A 17,341-nucleotide genomic window follows, 5' to 3' on the forward strand; every position below is an offset into this window, starting at 1 on the left:
ATAAAGTGAAAGTAAGTAGGTTTCCAATCACTGTCGTTGGCATGGTATGTTACATTGGGATTAACGGGATCGAATGACTTCTATTTTATAGCCATCTGGATCTTTAATGAAGTAATAAGACGGTGGGGTCCCTGGAAGTCCTTTTAAATCAGTTACATCAAATCCCTCAAGCACATGTTTTTCATGTAAAGCTGCGACATCTTCTGTTGCAATAGCGATATGTCCATAACCATCGCCTAGATCATATCCTGGATGATCATAGTTATAAGTCAGTTCTAGTTCATAATCATCTCCAGGTAAGGTTAAGTAGACTAAGGTGAATTTTGCCTCAGGAAATTCTCTTCGACGACTCTCTTCAAAAGCAAATGCTTTTTGATAGAAGGCGAGTGATGCTTCTAAGTCTTTCACTCTAACACAAGTATGGGCCATTTTCATTACTATCATCCTCCAAATAAGTGATAATCCTATCATAACATAGCGGGAAACAATCAAAAATAATTTGGCCTAGTTTTTTCTTGTAATTAAATTTGAAAACGGGTAGAATTTTTGTAAAAGGAGACGGTCTAGGATGAAGAGTGAGCCGATTTTTGGGAAAAGAGAACCAGGAAAAATATACAAAAAAAGAGTGGGGGCTTATGTCGTCATTAGCCGTAATCAAAAGCAGGAAGTAATTCTTGTTCAAGCGCCAAATGGGGCTTATTTTTTACCCGGTGGAGAAATAGAAAAAGATGAGACACATTTGGATACGATACGCAGAGAGATGCTTGAGGAAGTTGGATTTGAAGTATTTGTAGGAGAGTTTTTAGGGAAAGCAGTTGAGTATTTTTATTCAAGTCATCGTGATACGTACTACGAACACCCAGGCTTTTTCTATGTGGTCGATCATTGGTCGAAACTAGCGGAACCGACAGAAAAGACTAATCAGTTACTTTGGACAACACCGGAAGATGCGATGCTACTGCTAAAAAGAGGTAGCCATCGTTGGGCACTCCAAAAATGGATGAATGAGTAATTTAATCAGTGAATAAAAAAAAGAATGTTTTGACCAAGGTTATTTGTTAATGGACATAGGAGTCATTGACAAGTAACCTTGGCTCGAATCATTCTTTTTTATGTGCGAATCACATAAGAATGTAGCGCAAATGCCACACCGTTTTCATCATTTGTTTTGGTCACTTTTTGTGCATGTTTTTTTATTTCTTCTTTGGCATTCCCCATTGCGACACCAAGTCCAGCATATTGGAGCATCGGAATATCATTTTCATTATCTCCAATAGCCATAACTTCTTCAGCGGTAAGGCCTAGATGTTGAGCCAATTTTTTCAACGCCGACCCTTTGCTGACTTCTTTATTTAATATTTCAAGAAAGAAGGGGGCACTTTTTACAATTGTAAACCGTTCACGGAAACTTTCGGGAAGTTTTTCTTCAATTACTTTTAATTTTTCGGGATCATCCACCATCATCATTTTAACGATGTCTAAATCTGAGGTTATTTCCTCTGGTGTCCGATATTTCAATGGCATCGTCGTTAGATACGCTTCATGAATGGTATAAGGACTAATGTCTCGATTGGATGTATAAATGGCTTCTTCCGTCTCAGTCAAAAGAGAGCTGCCCAGTTTTCGAGCCATCATATCGACATCTAAGTAATCATCGTGGGTTAGTCCAAAAAGAGAAATTTTTTCTTGGGTTTTGCAATTCAGAACAAGTGAACCATTATAGGTAATTACGTAGTCCTCTTCTTTTGTTAAGCCTAATTCTTGAACAATTTTTTTGACTCCCAGGTAAGGGCGTCCTGTACAAAGAACAATCTTTACCCCTTGTTTTTGTGCAAGATGCAAGGCCTCTTTTACTTCATTCGTTACTTGGTGATGGCTAGTCAAAAGTGTTCCATCAATGTCGATTGCGATTAGTTTAATTGTCATTTTTTCATCCCTTCTATTGAAGTGCGCCGTTATGAATATGAGAAAGAAACGATTCATACGTTGCACTAAATAAATCGTAATTTACTTGTTGTTGATTATGAAGCATTTCTCTAGGAAAATAAAAACGATTATCCCCTTGAGATTGTCCCGCAAGAGCCGCGACAAGTTGACTGACCAGGGAAAGTTCTACTAAGCTCCCATCTTTTTGCTGCAATTCAATCTGCGTCCGATGTTTATTTGATTTAGGCCGATAAAAATCGTATGGAAGATCAAAACTTGAATTAATTGCTGTATAGTATTTAGAATTGTAGCCAACTTTCTCAACATCATTTCGTAAAATTTGGATTAATTCTGCATCGACTTCCGGTTTAAAACTAGCTGATTTCAGAGGCTTGCGATTTAAGAATCGCTTGGCTAAATCGTTTAAAATGGGATCGGTTGCATCTAACCAATGATTAAAATACGTATTTAATACCCCATCATCAAGCCGGATATAGTCAATTAGTTGAAAATCATCTTCCAGAAAAGGAACAAGCAATTGGGAGTGTTGACGAAACCAATCTTTATTTTTCGGATAGAGTTCTTTTGCCCGATTCAAAAGATGTTGCAAAATCACTTCCATTCCTCGAGAACTCGGATGAAAATATACTTGGACATACATCTGATAGCGACTGACAATATAATCTTCAACTGCATGCATACCGTTTATAGCAAAGCAGATACCATCCTTGTACGGTCTAACGAGGCGGAGAATTCGAGTAATATCAAAGGTTCCATATTCGGTTCCAGTAAAATAGGCGTCACGCAATAAATAGTCCATGCGGTCTGCATCAATTTGACTCGAAATCATTTGAACCACTTGTGGATTAGGGTATTCTTTAGTGATAACACTGGCTACTTTTTCCGGAAACCCCTCTTCAATTTTATTTAGAATTTGGTACACTTCGGTAGATGGTGAAGTGATAATATCAACGGTTATTGCTTCATGATTTGTTTGGAAAATATGTTCAAATGTATGAGAATACGCACCGTGACCAATGTCATGCAAAAGAGCAGCACACAAAACAACCAACCGTTCCGAATCATCCCAACCATCAGCCCCTATTTTTCTTATCGGAAAATTTCGTTCAAAAATATCACAGATTCGTCGTGCAATCTCATAGACACCTAACGAATGGGAAAAACGAGTGTGCTCTGCTCCATGGAAGGTAAAGGAAGAGGTCCCAAGTTGATGGATCCTTCTCAATCGTTGAACTTCTCTTGAATTAATCAAGTCCAAAATAACTTGATGTTGGACATGAATATAATTGTGAACGGGATCGCGAAAGACTTTTTCAATTGGAAGCATTTGTTGTTTATAGGGAATTGTCATGTAAAAACTCCTTTATTTGGTTATTGCGTTCGACCATGTTTTTTTCTTTTGTTAGAAAGAGAGCGTCAGCATTTTTTTCGGTCAGCCAACTACCGAGATTTTTGATGGTATCGCGCTTTTCAAAGAGGACTGTGAATCGCTCTTTTACGTCATGAATGGCAATCTTTTTGTTTAATACTTGACTAACAGTTGTCATACTATCTGGATTTACAGGCGGATAGCCATCCTGTCCAAAATTTTCTACAAGCCCATGTTGATAAAAAGTTTTGACAATTTCTCCACGCTTTGATTGATCGCCATTTACGCTTAAGTACATCATCACTGCAATTCCATTTTTTACACGCCTTTGGGCAATTCCGGCTATTTTTTTCCCATTCACACTTAGATCATAGGTGCCTGGACAGTACGAATCATGAATCTCAAACGCATCAATTTCCAGCTCAGGGAATGCCTTTTGCGTAAGCTGATACATTAAGACATAGGCTTCATCTGTGAGATGAATTTGTTCATTCTTTTTGAAAATATATGAAATATTTAAAACACCATCATCAGCAATGACGCCTAAACCACCTGAATTTCTTACAATCGTATGATAACCTAAGTGATTCACTGCTTTCAATGCCTCTTGTAAATAAGGCACGCGCATATCTTTCATTCCTAAAATGAGTGTGGTGGGTAACTGCCAAAAATGTAGAAAAGAGTCCTCTTTTACTCCTACTTCTTCTGTCAAAACATCGGTAACTGCAAAAGGAGCAAATAAGGAAGAAGTTTGGGCAGGCGTTTGATCAAAAACAAAAACAGTCATAAAACATCTCTCCTATTTTTTCTTAATCTTTTCTTATTATATACGATATATCGAATGAAAAGATAAGAAACCGATGGAAATTGTAGATAAATTGACAAAACAATAAAAAAAATGAACAATGGGAATAGAAAACTAAAGGAGGAACATGTGTGGATTTAACACAAGCACTACCAATCGCTATCCATTTAGAAACGATTACCGTTCAAGAAGGTACCCGGCAAGATTTTGTTTTTGATGTAGCGGGTCAAATCGTAAAAATAGGCGATACACTTTATATTCGTTACAAAGAGACTGCAACAGAAGATATGGAAGAAGTACCTGTCACCATTAAAATTCTTCCAGATGGTAGCTTACAATTAATACGGGCAGGGGAGATGCGTCTTCGTTTAAAGTTTACATATAAAGAAACAAATGAAAGCCAGTACAAAGCTCCTTTTGGTATGTTGGCTTTTAGTACTTATACGCATGATTTGCATGTCAGTTTGACTGATAAACCGATTGCAGGAGCTATTGTGCTTTCATATGATTTATTTATGACCGATCAAAAAATTGGGGAATATCAGTTATCGCTAAAGTTCACAGCATAATCTTTGAAATTTTGAAAGAAAAAATTGCTTTTTTTGCTGGCTTTTTGTATGATTAGACGTAGACTTTGAAAGGACGTGTCCCAATTGGAAATTAATGTATTTGAAGGCATAGATAAAAACGAATTATCCATGATTGAAGTGGCGCATGCGATTTTGGAACAACGTGGTGATGTAATGGACTTTTCTGATTTAGTGAATCAGATTCAAAACTACCTTGGAAAATCGGATGGTGAGATTCGTGATTCTTTGGCTCAGTTTTACACAGATTTGAATATTGACGGAAGTTTTATTTCTTTAGGTGATAACCGTTGGGGATTGAGATCATGGTATGCCATTGATTCAATTGATGAAGAGTTAAACCATGGCTTAGATGAAGATGATGAAGATACACCACGTCGTAGAAAACGGAAAAAAGTCAATGCATTTATTAATGGTGACGAGGATGCCATTGACTATAACGATGATGATCCAGAAGATGCTGATTTATCTGATGACGATGACGATGATGATTTATTTGAGGATGATGACGATGACGACGAAGAAATTTCTGCGTATAATTCCGATTTGCAAGAGATAGGTGCGGACACTTCTGAGGATGATGAAGAAGAAGTTCCTGAAAACATCGAAGAAGATTTAACAATCATTGATGATGAAGATGATGAAGAACTCTTTGATGAGGATGATGAAGAGTAAATCATTAAAAAAGTTCTAGCAAATAAGCCCCCAGTTCACTAAGTGAAGTTGGGGGCTTATTTGCTAGAAAAATCAATATTCCACTTGATTCATAATTGAGTTCTAGAACATTCTATTGTATTCTATAACAGGTGAAGCTATACGCACCCTAAGGGAATCGAACCCCTGTCTCAAGAACCGGAATCTTGTGTGATATCCACTACACTAAGGGTGCAAGCACTTAATTAGTATAACGAATATAAAAAAAAAAACAAGGGGGTAGAAGCATGAAATTTGAACAACAGCTTTCCCAAAAGCAAAGACAAGTTCAGCAATTGGCTTTAACCCAGCAATTGCAACAATCTTTACAAGTACTTCAATACAATGGTGAAGAATTATTTGAATTCATCAATCAGCAAGCATTGGAAAATCCGCTAATTGAATTAAACAATCAATATTACACGGGATTGGCTCGTAAAAATACGCTCGGAAATACAGCCTCTGCAACAGAAATTAATTTTGGCCAAATCGCCGATACACAACAATCACTTTTTGAATATTTATTGGCGCAAGTTCATTTGAATTATCGGGATACACCATTGCGAAAATTAGTTATTACATTGATCAGTTACATCGACAATAATGGTTTTTTAAGGACGCCATTGCAGAAAATTGCCGATGAACGAAATAGGCCTTATATTGAGTTACTAGATGCTTTAACATTAATCCAACAATTGGATCCACCGGGAATTGGTGCAAGAAGTCTCCAAGAATGTTTGATGTTACAAACTGAACGAGACAATCACGCACCACACATTGCGTATATTATTCTTGAAAGTTATTTTGAACAATTGGTCGAAAGAAAGTGGCTCGAAATCAGTAAAGCGCTGTCTGTTTCTTTAGAAGACATTCAAAATGTTTTTGATTATATTCAGACACTATCACCCGCGCCAGGAAGCCACTTTTACCAAGAAGAAGGTCTATACATCATTCCAGATTTAAAAGTGGAAGTTGAAAATGGAGAGATTATCGTAACGGCGACAAAATCAATTCAACCACCATTAAAGTTAAATGAAGAGTACTTCGATCGCTTTAAACAAACGAATGATCAAGAGGTACAAAAGTTTTTAAAAGAAAAGAAACAAAACTATGAGTGGTTGAAAAAAACAATTGATCAAAGAGGCAGTACCATTTTGCGGGTAGGTGAAGCGATTGTCCGACACCAAAAAGCATTTTTTTTGGAAGAAAGCCATCCAATCAAACCACTGATACTGAAAAATATTGCTGAAGAATTAGCAATTCATGAATCCACAGTTAGTCGCTCAGTGAATGGCAAGTACTTAGAAACAAGTTTTGGTATTTTTGAATTAAAACATTTTTTTGCAACAAAACTCGTCAGTGATTCTGGAGAGAGCATTTCTGCGAATCAAGCGAAAGAACATCTAGCGCAGTTTATTCGGAATGAGGACAAAAGGAAACCACTTTCCGACCAAAAAATTGTCGATATGATGGAGAAGATTGGCGTGAAACTATCAAGAAGGACAGTTGCAAAATATCGCGAAGAACTTGGGATTTTGGGATCATCTAAAAGAAAGAGATTTGATTAATCAACTCTCTTTCTTTTGTTTGTCTAGAATGGGAAAATTCTAACGGGTTCAAGTCCCACGGGCATCCAAGTACTGGAAAGCATTCAGCCAAATGCAAGGTTGTCCATGGTGACATGGAATCTGAAGAAAACGTCTGGTCTGATGAACCGAAATTACATAGAAGGCAACCGAAGAAGGCAAAGTCCAATAATTACTTTTAACAATCAAGAAGAGAAACGTATCTGTTAATCTGTGCGAGTATACGTTGGTAGAAAATCTTTCGTAAAGTCCGCTTGTAAGAGCTCTTCCGGTATTCTAAAAATAGTAGTTGATAGGAAACAAGTAAGATAATGGGCATTTATCCGCTCATCACGACTATATTCTATGGGAGAGAACAAGTTTACAAGTTAGTTATCAGTACCCTTCATCGTAAGTTTCATTCTTTTCATGAGTTTAGACTATCATCTTGTGATATTTTTTGTCTCGATACGCTTATGACATTATAATTTTTGAACGAGACTAAATAGCTAACAGTTGCAACAAGAATGAAAACGTGCTATGATTATTTCGTAAGAGATAGTAATGCTCTTCAAAAATTTTTTTATCCTCAACGGGTCGTATTGAGTCTATGTTGGACGTTTTTAGTCCACCGGAGGTTTTTATGCAAAAGCAAGATGATTTTAAAGTGTTAGAAGAAGTGGTTCCAGATATTTTAACGGTATTGCAGGAACGTTATCGAATTCTTCAACATATTTACTGGATGCAGCCGGTGGGACGCAGAAATTTATCCGAAAATTTAGGCTTGACAGAACGTGTTTTGAGAACAGAAACAGATTTTTTGAAAAACTTAAATCTGATTTCATCTTCAAAAAGTGGGATGTTGCTTACCAAAAAAGGCGAACAGTTATACAATCAACTTGGAACATTAGTTGATCGTCTGTTTGGGATGAGACAACTTGAAAAGCAACTGGCAAATTACTTTGGTATTGAAAAATGCCTGATTGCCGATGGTGATTCTGATCAGCAAAGAAAAGTCATTAGTTCATTTGGGAGATTTTTAAATGAAGCACTGGATGCTCAACTTCCCGAAAAAGAAAATATCATTGCAGTAATGGGTGGTACAACGATGGCGATGGCAGCGGAGGAATTGACCAGTCTTGAAACGGAACGAAGACATAATCTTTTTGTTCCTGCTCGTGGAGGGATTGGAGAGTCAGTGAATGTACAGGCAAACTCAGTCAGTGCAGTCATGGCAATAAAGTCTCACGGCGATTACCGTTCACTTTTTGTTCCTGAACAGTTGAGTTCTACCACGTATGACTCACTATTACAAGAACCTTCAATCAAAGAGGTATTGAATTTGATTGAACGAGCCAATTGTGTCATTCATGGGATAGGAAGAGCGCTTCATATGGCAGCAAGAAGGAAGATGCCAGAAGCAGATATTCTTATGCTAAAACAAAAACACGCAGTTGCAGAGTCATTTGGGTACTTTTTTAATGAGCAAGGTGAGATTATTTATAAAATCCCTCGAATTGGATTGCAGTTAAAAGATATCCAAAATATTCCATATGTATTCGCGGTAGCGGGTGGACGAGGAAAAGCCAAGGCAATTCGAGCCTATATGCAAAATGCACCAAAACAAACGTGGCTCATCACTGATGAAGCTGCAGCAAACGAGATTTTAAAAGGGGCAACCCTTTAAAATAAATTTTTTATGATTTTCATAAGGAGGAAATCTTAAATGACAGTTAAAGTAGGTATTAATGGATTTGGACGTATTGGACGTTTAGCATTTCGTCGTATCCAAGATGTAGAAGGAATCGAAGTAGTTGCTATCAATGACTTAACAGATGCTAAAATGTTAGCACATTTGTTAAAATATGATACAACACAAGGCCGTTTCAATGGTACAGTTGAAGTTCACGAAGGCTCTTTCAATGTTAACGGAAAAGAAGTTAAAGTTTTAGCTAACCGTAACCCTGAAGAATTACCTTGGGGTGAATTAGGTGTTGATATCGTTTTAGAATGTACTGGATTCTTCACTTCTAAAGAAAAAGCTGAACTACACTTAAAAGCTGGTGCAAAACGTGTTGTTATTTCTGCTCCTGGCGGTAACGATGTACCAACAATCGTCTACAATGTTAACCATGAAACATTAACTGGTGAAGAAACAGTTATTTCTGGTGCTTCATGTACGACAAACTGTTTAGCTCCAATGGCTAAAACATTGAATGACGATTTTGGAATTGTTGAAGGTTTAATGACAACAATCCATGCTTACACTGGAGATCAAATGACACTTGACGGACCACACCCTAAAGGTGACTTCCGCCGTGCACGTGCCGCTGCAGCAAACATTGTACCAAACTCAACTGGTGCTGCCAAAGCTATTGGTTTAGTTATTCCAGAATTAAATGGAAAATTAGACGGAGCTGCTCAACGTGTTCCAGTTCCAACTGGTTCACTAACTGAATTAGTAACAGTTTTAGAAAAAAATGTTACTGTTGATGAAGTAAATGCAGCAATGGAAAAAGCTTCAAATGAATCATTTGGTTACACAACAGAAGAATTAGTGTCTTCAGACATCGTTGGTATCAACTTTGGTTCTTTATTTGATGCAACACAAACACGTGTAATGACTGTTGGAGACAAACAATTGGTTAAAACAGTTGCATGGTATGACAACGAAATGTCTTACACTTCACAATTAGTTCGTACTTTAGAATACTTCGCTAAATTATAAGATTTTTTCTTTAAAAAATCGAATTTTGCATTGTATGAGCGGGGGAGCAGCGCGCTTCTCCGCTTTTTTTTAAGAAATTAACGTTTGTATAATAGCTAGGAGGTAATTTCAATGGCAAAAATGACTGTTGAAGATCTTGACTTAAAAGACAAAAAAGTTTTGGTACGTGTTGATTTCAATGTTCCCTTAAAAGATGGCGTGATTACAGATGACACAAGAATTAAGGCGGCATTACCTACAATCAAGTATGTGCTTGATCACGATGGCAAAGCAATCCTCTTTTCCCATTTGGGTCGTGTGAAAACGCAAGAAGATAAAGCAGGAAAATCACTTGCACCAGTTGCAGAACGGTTAAGTGCTTTGTTAGGTAAAAAAGTAACATTTGTACCTGAAACGCGTGGGCCTAAATTAGAATCTGCGATCAATGAAATGAAAGACGGCGACGTTGTCTTATTTGAAAATACACGTTTTGAAGACATAGATGGCAAAAAAGAAAGCAAAAACGATCCAGAATTAGGAAAATATTGGGCGTCACTTGGTGATGTTTTTGTAAATGATGCATTCGGTACAGCGCATCGAGCACACGCATCTAATGTTGGTATTGCATCTACGGGTATTCCAACTGTAGCAGGATTTTTGATGGAAAAGGAAATCAATTTTGTTGGTGGATTGGTAGAGAATCCAAAACACCCAATGATTGCTATTTTAGGAGGAGCGAAAGTTTCTGATAAAATTGGTGTTATTGAAAACTTGATTGACAAAGCAGATAAAATTTTAATTGGCGGCGGAATGACTTATACATTCTATAAAGCAATGGGTTATACTGTAGGGAAATCAATTTGTGAATTGGATAAAGTAGAATTAGCAAAAGAATTACTCGAAAAAGCAAATGGCAAAATTATTTTACCGATTGATACTGTTTGCGCAGATGCTTTTGACAATGATGCTTATACAGAAATTCACAAAAAAAATATTCCTGATAACTTGGAAGGGTTAGATATTGGACCTGAAACAGTTAAATTGTTTGCCAAAGAATTGCAAGGTGCGAAATCTGTTATTTGGAATGGGCCAATGGGCGTATTTGAAATGCCTAACTTTGCTAAGGGAACAATTGGCGTATGTAAAGCAATTGCCGAACTGCCCGACGCGATTACAATTATAGGTGGTGGTGATTCTGCTGCTGCTGCTGAACAGTTAGGTTTCGCTGATAAATTTACCCATATTTCTACTGGTGGTGGCGCAAGCTTGGAACTACTAGAAGGAAAAACATTACCAGGATTAGCAGCAATCAATGACAAATAGTCAATACAAAGAGTATTGAAGATCCGTTTATTTAAATGAAGGAGTGTCAAACATGCGTAAACCAATTATCGCAGGAAACTGGAAAATGAATAAAACTGCGGCAGAGGCAAAAGCTTTTGCTGAAGCGGTAAAAACAAATTTACCAAGTAATGAAAAAGTTGATTCAGTGATAGGTTCTCCAGCTTTATTCTTAGAAACATTAGTATCTGAAGCAAAGGGAACAGACCTTAAAATTGCTGCTCAAAATTGCTTCTGGGAAAATGCTGGTGCTTTTACTGGTGAAACATCCCCGGCTGCATTGGCTGACTTAGGTGTTCAATATGTGATTATTGGTCATTCAGAACGCCGTGAATATTTCCATGAAACAGACGAAGAAATTAATAAAAAAGCGAAAGCTATCTTTGCAAACAAAATGCTACCTATTTTATGTTGCGGTGAATCACTTGAAACGTATGAAGCTGGTAAAACAGCTGAATGGATTGAAGGCCAAATCACAGCGGGTCTAGCTGACTTGTCAAATGACCAAGTGAGCAGTATGGTTATTGCCTATGAACCAATTTGGGCTATTGGCACAGGAAAATCTGCTGATGCAACAATTGCAGATACGATTTGTGGTGTTGTTCGTTCAACAGTAGCAAAATTGTATGGCGATGAAGTAGCTAGCAAAGTTCGCATTCAATATGGTGGTTCTGTAAAACCAGAAAATATCGCTGAATATATGGCAAAAGAAAATGTAGATGGTGCTTTGGTTGGAGGCGCAAGCTTACAAGCCGATTCATTCTTAGCATTATTAGATGCTGTAAAATAGTATATTTTTATTTGCAGGATAGCAAAAATTTATTTACAATAGAGATGTTTAAAAGAGGAGCAATCCTTTTTAATAAAACAAAATTTAAAGGAGAGACAAATCATGTCAATTATTACTGATGTTTACGCTCGCGAAGTCTTAGACTCACGTGGTAACCCAACAATCGAAGTAGAAGTTTATACAGAATCAGGTGCGTTTGGACGTGGTATGGTTCCTTCTGGTGCTTCAACTGGTGAGTATGAAGCAGTTGAATTACGTGATGGAGATAAATCACGTTATGGTGGTAAAGGTGTTACTAAGGCAGTGGATAACGTAAACGATGTGATTGCAGAAGCTATCATTGGTTACGATGTTCGTGATCAAATGGCAATCGACCAAGCAATGATCGCTTTGGATGGAACTCCTAATAAAGGCAAATTAGGTGCAAATGCAATTCTAGGTGTTTCAATTGCGGTAGCACGTGCAGCTGCAGATTACTTAGAAGTACCTTTGTATCATTATTTAGGTGGATTCAATACAAAAGTATTACCTACACCAATGATGAACATTGTAAATGGTGGCTCTCACTCAGATGCACCAATTGCTTTCCAAGAATTTATGATTTTACCTGTTGGTGCACCCACATTTAAAGAAGCATTGCGTTGGGGTGCTGAAATTTTCCACGCTTTGAAAGGCATTTTACACGACCGTGGATTAGAAACATCTGTTGGTGATGAAGGTGGATTTGCTCCTCGTTTTGAAGGAACTGAAGACGGAGTTGAAACAATCTTATCTGCTATTAAAAAAGTCGGCTTAGAACCAGGTAAAGATGTTTATCTTGGCTTTGACTGTGCTTCTTCTGAATTTTATGAAGACGGTGTTTATGACTATACAAAATTTGAAGGTGAAACAGGCGTTAAACGTACTGCTGCTGAACAAGTAGACTACCTTGAAGAATTAGTAAATAAATACCCAATCATCACAATTGAAGACGGTATGGATGAAAATGACTGGGATGGTTGGAAACTATTAACTGACCGCCTAGGGGACAAAGTTCAATTAGTTGGTGATGATTTATTCGTTACAAATACTGAAAAACTTGAAAAGGGTATCGAACAAGGAATTGGTAACTCAATCCTAATCAAAGTTAACCAAATCGGTACATTGACTGAAACGTTTAATGCAATCGAAATGGCTAAAGAAGCTGGTTACACTGCAGTTGTTTCTCACCGTTCTGGTGAAACAGAAGATTCAACAATCTCTGATATTGCGGTCGCAACGAATGCTGGTCAAATCAAAACTGGTTCTCTTTCACGTACAGATCGTATTGCGAAATACAACCAATTATTGCGTATTGAAGACCAATTAGGTGAAGTTGCTGAATACAAAGGTTTGAAATCTTTCTACAACTTGAAAAACAAATAATTTTTTGTTATTTCATTAAACTTCCTTCCTCTAGGGTGAAGGAAGTTTTTTTGTCTATTGAAGGATAGATTTTTGTGGTAACTTTCTGCTAAGTATGCTAGAGTAGTAATGAGATATTTTCGGCTACTAGGGAGGGTTATCAAGAATGTATGATTTCATTCTAGGTGTTGTGATTGTATTGTCGTTTGTCATTATCGCGACGATTATGATGCAACCAAGCAAACAAAATAGTGCAGCAAGTGCCTTTACAGGTGGAGCAGATCAATTATTTGGGAAGCAGAAAGCACGTGGATTTGAAGCAGTAATGCAACGCTCAACAGCAGTATTAGGAGCGATTTGGATTATTTTGCTATTTGTGCTTGCGTTCTTATCATCAAAATAGTCTTGAAGCCTCTCAGAAATGAGAGGTTTTTTGCTAGATTAAAAAGAAAATAGTCGAGGTGTACGATGGTACGAAAATTTTCAGAGCCAAAACCAATCTATATAAAAAAAAGTGCAAGAGCGATTATGCTACTCCATGCATATTCTGGAAGTCCTAATGATGTGCGTATGTTGGCTCGCTTTTTGGAACAAGCAAATTATACTATTTATACACCGATGTTTACTGGGCATGGAACGATAGATCCTGAAGACATCTTAAAGGAAAGTGCTGATAAATGGTGGGAAGATGTCCGACAGGCAATTGACTTTCTAAAGGGAGAGGGTTTTGAAAAAATTGCTATTTTTGGTCTTTCAATGGGTGGACTTTTTGCTATGAAGGCTTTAGAAGAGGAGAATCAAGCTGTGATTGGTGGAGGAACATTTTGTTCCCCACTTATTCCGAGCCAGACAAAAGTACCAGAAAATTTTTATCGGTATGCTGAGTTTATGTTGACTACTTATTCACCAGAAAGCGAAGCCGCAAAGAAAGAGCGATTAAGGAAAATTCCAGCTTTGGTACAAAGGCAGCTTAAACAAATCGAAATTCACGTGAGAGACGTATATGAACAGCTAGAAAGAGTGAACAAGCCGATTTTTCTGGCACAGGCTGCTCTTGATGAAATGATTCCAGCTGATTCCGTTTTTCAAGTGGCTCAAAAAATCAAGCAACAAAAATTTACATTACAATGGTATCCAAAAAGTGGACATGTAATTACAGTCGGAAAAGAACACAAAGAATTTGAAAGGGATGTACTTTCATTTATTGAAAGTCTACCTTGGGATGGGGCGAATGATGACTAATACCATAAAAGAACAGATAAAAGCTTATCTTCAAAATCAAAAGAAAAAATCTTTGTCCGTGGAAGAATTGGCTAGCGGACTTGGCTTGCAAAAAAGTGAGGACTTCAAACTATTGGTTCAGACAATTGCAAGTATGGAAAGGGAAAAAAGCATAGAATTCACGAAAAAGGGAAAAGTGAAACTACCCATGCCACTTGTCTTGATTCAGGGAATATTTCGAGCCAATGAGAGAGGTTTTGGCTTTGTTACAATCGATGAAGAAGAAGAGGATATTTTTATTCCCCAAGGGGCAACTGGCTATGCAATGGATGGTGATACAGTAGCAATCGATATTGTTAAACCAGCACTTCCTGGCAGTGACAAGGGAGCAGAGGGGAAAGTTGTCAAGGTGGTTGAACGAGCTTTTTCAGAAATTGTTGGGGAATTCCACTTATTTGATGAAAAAGAGATTGCAGATAGTGACTTATACGGCTACGTGACACCGAAAGAAAAAAAACTACAAGATTTTAAAGTATACATTTCTGCCGTGGGTATACGGCCAGTTGATGGTGCGATTGTCAAGGTTACGATTAGCCACTATCCTGAACCTGGATATGAAACAAGTGCTGAAGGGATGGTACTTTCAGTTATTGGGCATAAAAATGATCCAGGAATGGACATTATGTCAATCATTGTTTCTCATGGTTTGGCTACTGATTTTTCAGATGAGACCCTTAAGGAGGCAAATAAAATTGAGGATACAGTTAATCCCGATTTATTTGCAACTAGAAAAGATTTGCGTGGTGAACGAATCGTCACAATTGATGGAGAAGATGCCAAAGACCTTGATGATGCTGTGACGGTTAGAAAACTAGCAAATGGGAACTTTTTTTTAGGTGTTCATATTGCGGATGTTTCTTATTATGTTCAAGCTAATTCTTCTTTGGATAAGGAAGCTTATGAACGTGGCACGAGTGTGTACTTAACGGATAGAGTCATTCCTATGTTGCCTCAACGATTATCAAACGGAATATGTTCCTTAAATCCTCATGTTCCAAGACTAGCAATGAGTTGTGAAATGGAGATTGATCAGCAAGGAAAGGTTCAACGACACGATATTTTTCAAAGTGTGATACAAACAACAGAAAGAATGACGTATACCGCTGTTAATGAAATACTAGAAAAAAATGATTCAGCAACAATCGAAAGATACAAAGAACTCGTTCCAATGTTTCAAGACATGGCTGAATTGCATGAAATATTGGCAAATATGCGTTTGCGTCGGGGGGCTGTTTCATTTGAAGACAATGAAGCAAAAATTATTGTTAACGAAGAGGGCCACCCGACCAATATTGTGTTTCGTTCTCGAGGTATAGGAGAACGAATGATTGAGTCTTTCATGTTGGCGGCAAATGAGACGGTTGCCGAACATTTTAATCGACAACATTTCCCTTTTATCTATCGTATTCACGAAGAGCCAAAAGAAGAGAAAGTCCAACGTTTCTTTAACTTTGCAGCTGCATTGGGTATCTTGGTTAAACAAACAAAAGGAACAATCTTACCGAAAGACTTACAAGGTGTCTTAGAAGATGTCGCTGGTAAACCAGAAGCACCGGTCATTAGCACAATGTTACTTAGGAGTATGCAACAAGCCAAATACTCTGAATTGAATGAGGGACACTATGGACTTGCAGCGGACTACTATACGCATTTTACTTCGCCTATCCGCAGGTATCCAGATTTAATTGTCCATCGGTTGATCCGTTCATATGAAAGAGATCGTTCGGAGCAAAATCAGCAATCATGGGCGGAAAAACTTCCAGATATTGCTCTCCATAGTTCACAGATGGAACGAAAAGCAGTTGAAGTAGAGCGTGAAGTAGATGCAATGAAGAAAGCCGAGTTTATGGCTGATCACATCGATGAAGAGTTTGCAGGAATGATTAGTTCTGTTGTAAAATTTGGCTTTTTTGTTGAATTGGAAAATACCGTGGAAGGGTTAATCCACATTAATGAGTTAAATGATGATTATTATCATTACATTGATACACATCTAGCTTTGGTTGGCGAACGTACTGGTAGAACATTTAAAATTGGCCAAAAAGTAGTTGTTCGGGTCGCCAAGTCAGACCCTGATACACGGGAAATTGATTTTGAATTGGTTGAAGCAGAAGAAGTTGAATTAGCCAATCAAAAAGAAGGAAAGAATCAAAGAAAATCGCGCAACTCAAAGGAAAAAGTGCAAAGAAATGGTAAAAATGAATGGCAAAATGGCAAACCAAGAAAGCCTAAACGGCAGAAAAAGCCTTTCTATAAAGAAGTTGCCAAGAAAAAGAAACATAAGAAAAACTAACCTGTCAGGAGGGAAACAGAGTGCCTAAGGGAGAAGGTAAACTTATAGCACAAAATAAAAAAGCCCGCCATGATTACACAATCATTGATACGGTGGAGGCTGGCGTTGTCTTACAAGGGACAGAAATTAAATCAATTCGTAATAGTCGAGTCAATTTGAAAGATGGTTTTGTAAAAGTGCGTAACGGGGAAGCGTTTCTTTATAATGTTCATATCAGTCCATATGATCAAGGGAATATTTTTAATCATGATCCACTAAGGACTAGAAAGTTGTTACTGCATAAGAAACAAATTGCCAAATTAGCTTCTGAAACAAAAAATACAGGAATTACCATCGTTCCATTAAAAATTTATCTAAAAGATGGTTTTGCCAAAGTATTGATAGGTCTTGCTAAAGGGAAAAGAGAATACGACAAACGAGAGACTTTGCGTCGTAAGGATCAAGAAAGGCAGATTAGCCGTGTAATGAAAAATTTTCAATAGTTTTTGTGAATTTTTACTACTGAGGGCTTTAAATTCTTTAAATTCTTTTAATTGTTTGATAGCATTACGTTGAAAGCGCAAAGTTTTTTGGTACTACT

The 17,341-nt window shown here is 37.5% G+C and carries 17 protein-coding genes and 1 tRNA gene; 13 read left to right on the top strand and 5 right to left on the bottom strand.

The annotated features are described in order from the left end of the window. Positions 1-60 precede the first annotated feature (60 nt). Positions 61-435, bottom strand: coding sequence for a lactoylglutathione lyase (gene gloA / locus ACFSR0_RS08680; RefSeq protein WP_379981907.1), 375 nt, complete (start codon positions 433-435; stop codon positions 61-63). A gap of 133 nt (positions 436-568) precedes the next feature. On the opposite strand from gloA, the gene ACFSR0_RS08685 reads away from it, so the two are divergent. Then, the gene (locus ACFSR0_RS08685; RefSeq protein WP_379981909.1) at positions 569-1,012 is read left to right on the top strand and encodes an NUDIX hydrolase; all 444 of its coding nucleotides are present in this window, start codon (positions 569-571) and stop codon (positions 1,010-1,012) included. Positions 1,013-1,110: 98 nt separating this feature from the next. Here the strand turns inward: ACFSR0_RS08685 and yidA are convergent, their stop codons facing one another. From yidA to ACFSR0_RS08700, 3 genes are read right to left on the bottom strand one after another with little or no spacing between them, the layout of a single operon-like run. After that, positions 1,111-1,926, bottom strand: coding sequence for a sugar-phosphatase (gene yidA, locus ACFSR0_RS08690; protein ID WP_379981911.1), 816 nt, complete (start codon positions 1,924-1,926; stop codon positions 1,111-1,113). A 13-nt stretch (positions 1,927-1,939) separates the two neighbouring features. Beyond that, the gene (locus ACFSR0_RS08695) at positions 1,940-3,298 is read right to left on the bottom strand and encodes an HD domain-containing protein (RefSeq protein WP_379981913.1); all 1,359 of its coding nucleotides are present in this window, start codon (positions 3,296-3,298) and stop codon (positions 1,940-1,942) included. Next, complete coding sequence (locus tag ACFSR0_RS08700) at positions 3,282-4,103, bottom strand: lipoate--protein ligase family protein (protein WP_379981915.1); 822 nt, start codon at positions 4,101-4,103, stop codon at positions 3,282-3,284. Before ACFSR0_RS08700 ends, ACFSR0_RS08695 begins: the two co-directional genes overlap by 17 nt. 149 nt (positions 4,104-4,252) lie before the next feature. Here ACFSR0_RS08700 and ACFSR0_RS08705 point away from each other — a divergent pair, with 149 nt between their 5' ends. Together ACFSR0_RS08705 and rpoE are read left to right on the top strand one after the other, a co-directional pair. After that, entirely contained in the window at positions 4,253-4,690 is a 438-nt protein-coding gene (locus ACFSR0_RS08705; protein WP_379981917.1) for a DUF1934 domain-containing protein, read from the top strand. Positions 4,691-4,774: 84 nt separating this feature from the next. Continuing rightward, the gene (rpoE, locus tag ACFSR0_RS08710; RefSeq protein WP_379981919.1) at positions 4,775-5,383 is read left to right on the top strand and encodes a DNA-directed RNA polymerase subunit delta; all 609 of its coding nucleotides are present in this window, start codon (positions 4,775-4,777) and stop codon (positions 5,381-5,383) included. A 142-nt stretch (positions 5,384-5,525) separates the two neighbouring features. On the opposite strand, the gene ACFSR0_RS08715 is transcribed toward rpoE, so the two are convergent. Next, positions 5,526-5,597 (bottom strand) — tRNA-Arg (locus tag ACFSR0_RS08715). A 52-nt stretch (positions 5,598-5,649) separates the two neighbouring features. On the opposite strand from ACFSR0_RS08715, the gene rpoN reads away from it, so the two are divergent. The 10 genes from rpoN to smpB all read left to right on the top strand — a co-directional run bounded on the left by rpoN (position 5,650) and on the right by smpB (position 17,243). After that, on the top strand, positions 5,650-6,969 hold the full coding sequence (gene rpoN, locus ACFSR0_RS08720; RefSeq protein ID WP_379981921.1) for an RNA polymerase factor sigma-54: 1,320 nt from the start codon (positions 5,650-5,652) through the stop codon (positions 6,967-6,969). Between the two features lie 640 nt (positions 6,970-7,609). After that, on the top strand, positions 7,610-8,653 hold the full coding sequence (locus ACFSR0_RS08725; RefSeq protein WP_379981923.1) for a sugar-binding transcriptional regulator: 1,044 nt from the start codon (positions 7,610-7,612) through the stop codon (positions 8,651-8,653). 39 nt (positions 8,654-8,692) lie between these two features. Continuing rightward, the gene (gene gap, locus ACFSR0_RS08730; protein WP_379981925.1) at positions 8,693-9,694 is read left to right on the top strand and encodes a type I glyceraldehyde-3-phosphate dehydrogenase; all 1,002 of its coding nucleotides are present in this window, start codon (positions 8,693-8,695) and stop codon (positions 9,692-9,694) included. A 111-nt stretch (positions 9,695-9,805) separates the two neighbouring features. Continuing rightward, a complete protein-coding gene (locus tag ACFSR0_RS08735) occupies positions 9,806-10,996 on the top strand; it encodes a phosphoglycerate kinase (protein ID WP_379981927.1) in 1,191 nt (396 codons plus the stop codon). A gap of 52 nt (positions 10,997-11,048) precedes the next feature. Then, entirely contained in the window at positions 11,049-11,804 is a 756-nt protein-coding gene (gene tpiA / locus ACFSR0_RS08740) for a triose-phosphate isomerase (RefSeq protein ID WP_379981929.1), read from the top strand. 102 nt (positions 11,805-11,906) lie between these two features. Beyond that, positions 11,907-13,208: a surface-displayed alpha-enolase gene (gene eno, locus ACFSR0_RS08745; RefSeq protein ID WP_379981931.1), complete on the top strand. Its 1,302-nt coding sequence runs from the start codon at positions 11,907-11,909 to the stop codon at positions 13,206-13,208. Positions 13,209-13,353: 145 nt separating this feature from the next. Continuing rightward, the gene (secG, locus tag ACFSR0_RS08750; protein WP_379981933.1) at positions 13,354-13,590 is read left to right on the top strand and encodes a preprotein translocase subunit SecG; all 237 of its coding nucleotides are present in this window, start codon (positions 13,354-13,356) and stop codon (positions 13,588-13,590) included. 65 nt (positions 13,591-13,655) lie between these two features. Beyond that, positions 13,656-14,429 carry an alpha/beta hydrolase gene (locus ACFSR0_RS08755; protein WP_379981935.1) on the top strand — a complete coding sequence of 258 codons (774 nt, stop codon included), beginning with the start codon at positions 13,656-13,658 and terminating at the stop codon, positions 14,427-14,429. After that, complete coding sequence (rnr, locus tag ACFSR0_RS08760) at positions 14,422-16,761, top strand: ribonuclease R (protein ID WP_379981937.1); 2,340 nt, start codon at positions 14,422-14,424, stop codon at positions 16,759-16,761. The genes ACFSR0_RS08755 and rnr overlap by 8 nt, the downstream gene beginning before the upstream one ends. Positions 16,762-16,781: 20 nt before the next feature. Next, the gene (gene smpB / locus ACFSR0_RS08765; RefSeq protein WP_379981939.1) at positions 16,782-17,243 is read left to right on the top strand and encodes an SsrA-binding protein SmpB; all 462 of its coding nucleotides are present in this window, start codon (positions 16,782-16,784) and stop codon (positions 17,241-17,243) included. Positions 17,244-17,341 lie beyond the last annotated feature (98 nt).

The organism is Enterococcus camelliae, assembly GCF_042685105.1.
GTDB classification, from domain to species: Bacteria; Bacillota; Bacilli; order Lactobacillales; family Enterococcaceae; genus Enterococcus_G; species Enterococcus_G camelliae.

Bases quoted from the DNA above. Each gene is read 5' to 3' on its own strand.
- gloA (WP_379981907.1), bottom strand. From the start codon at position 435: ATGAAAATGGCCCATACTTGTGTTAGAGTGAAAGACTTAGAAGCATCA.
- ACFSR0_RS08685 (WP_379981909.1), top strand. From the start codon at position 569: ATGAAGAGTGAGCCGATTTTTGGGAAAAGAGAACCAGGAAAAATATAC.
- yidA (WP_379981911.1), bottom strand. From the start codon at position 1,926: ATGACAATTAAACTAATCGCAATCGACATTGATGGAACACTTTTGACT.
- ACFSR0_RS08695 (WP_379981913.1), bottom strand. From the start codon at position 3,298: ATGACAATTCCCTATAAACAACAAATGCTTCCAATTGAAAAAGTCTTT.
- ACFSR0_RS08700 (WP_379981915.1), bottom strand. From the start codon at position 4,103: ATGACTGTTTTTGTTTTTGATCAAACGCCTGCCCAAACTTCTTCCTTA.
- rpoN (WP_379981921.1), top strand. From the start codon at position 5,650: ATGAAATTTGAACAACAGCTTTCCCAAAAGCAAAGACAAGTTCAGCAA.
- ACFSR0_RS08725 (WP_379981923.1), top strand. From the start codon at position 7,610: ATGCAAAAGCAAGATGATTTTAAAGTGTTAGAAGAAGTGGTTCCAGAT.
- gap (WP_379981925.1), top strand. From the start codon at position 8,693: ATGACAGTTAAAGTAGGTATTAATGGATTTGGACGTATTGGACGTTTA.
- ACFSR0_RS08735 (WP_379981927.1), top strand. From the start codon at position 9,806: ATGGCAAAAATGACTGTTGAAGATCTTGACTTAAAAGACAAAAAAGTT.
- tpiA (WP_379981929.1), top strand. From the start codon at position 11,049: ATGCGTAAACCAATTATCGCAGGAAACTGGAAAATGAATAAAACTGCG.
- eno (WP_379981931.1), top strand. From the start codon at position 11,907: ATGTCAATTATTACTGATGTTTACGCTCGCGAAGTCTTAGACTCACGT.
- secG (WP_379981933.1), top strand. From the start codon at position 13,354: ATGTATGATTTCATTCTAGGTGTTGTGATTGTATTGTCGTTTGTCATT.
- ACFSR0_RS08755 (WP_379981935.1), top strand. From the start codon at position 13,656: ATGGTACGAAAATTTTCAGAGCCAAAACCAATCTATATAAAAAAAAGT.
- rnr (WP_379981937.1), top strand. From the start codon at position 14,422: ATGACTAATACCATAAAAGAACAGATAAAAGCTTATCTTCAAAATCAA.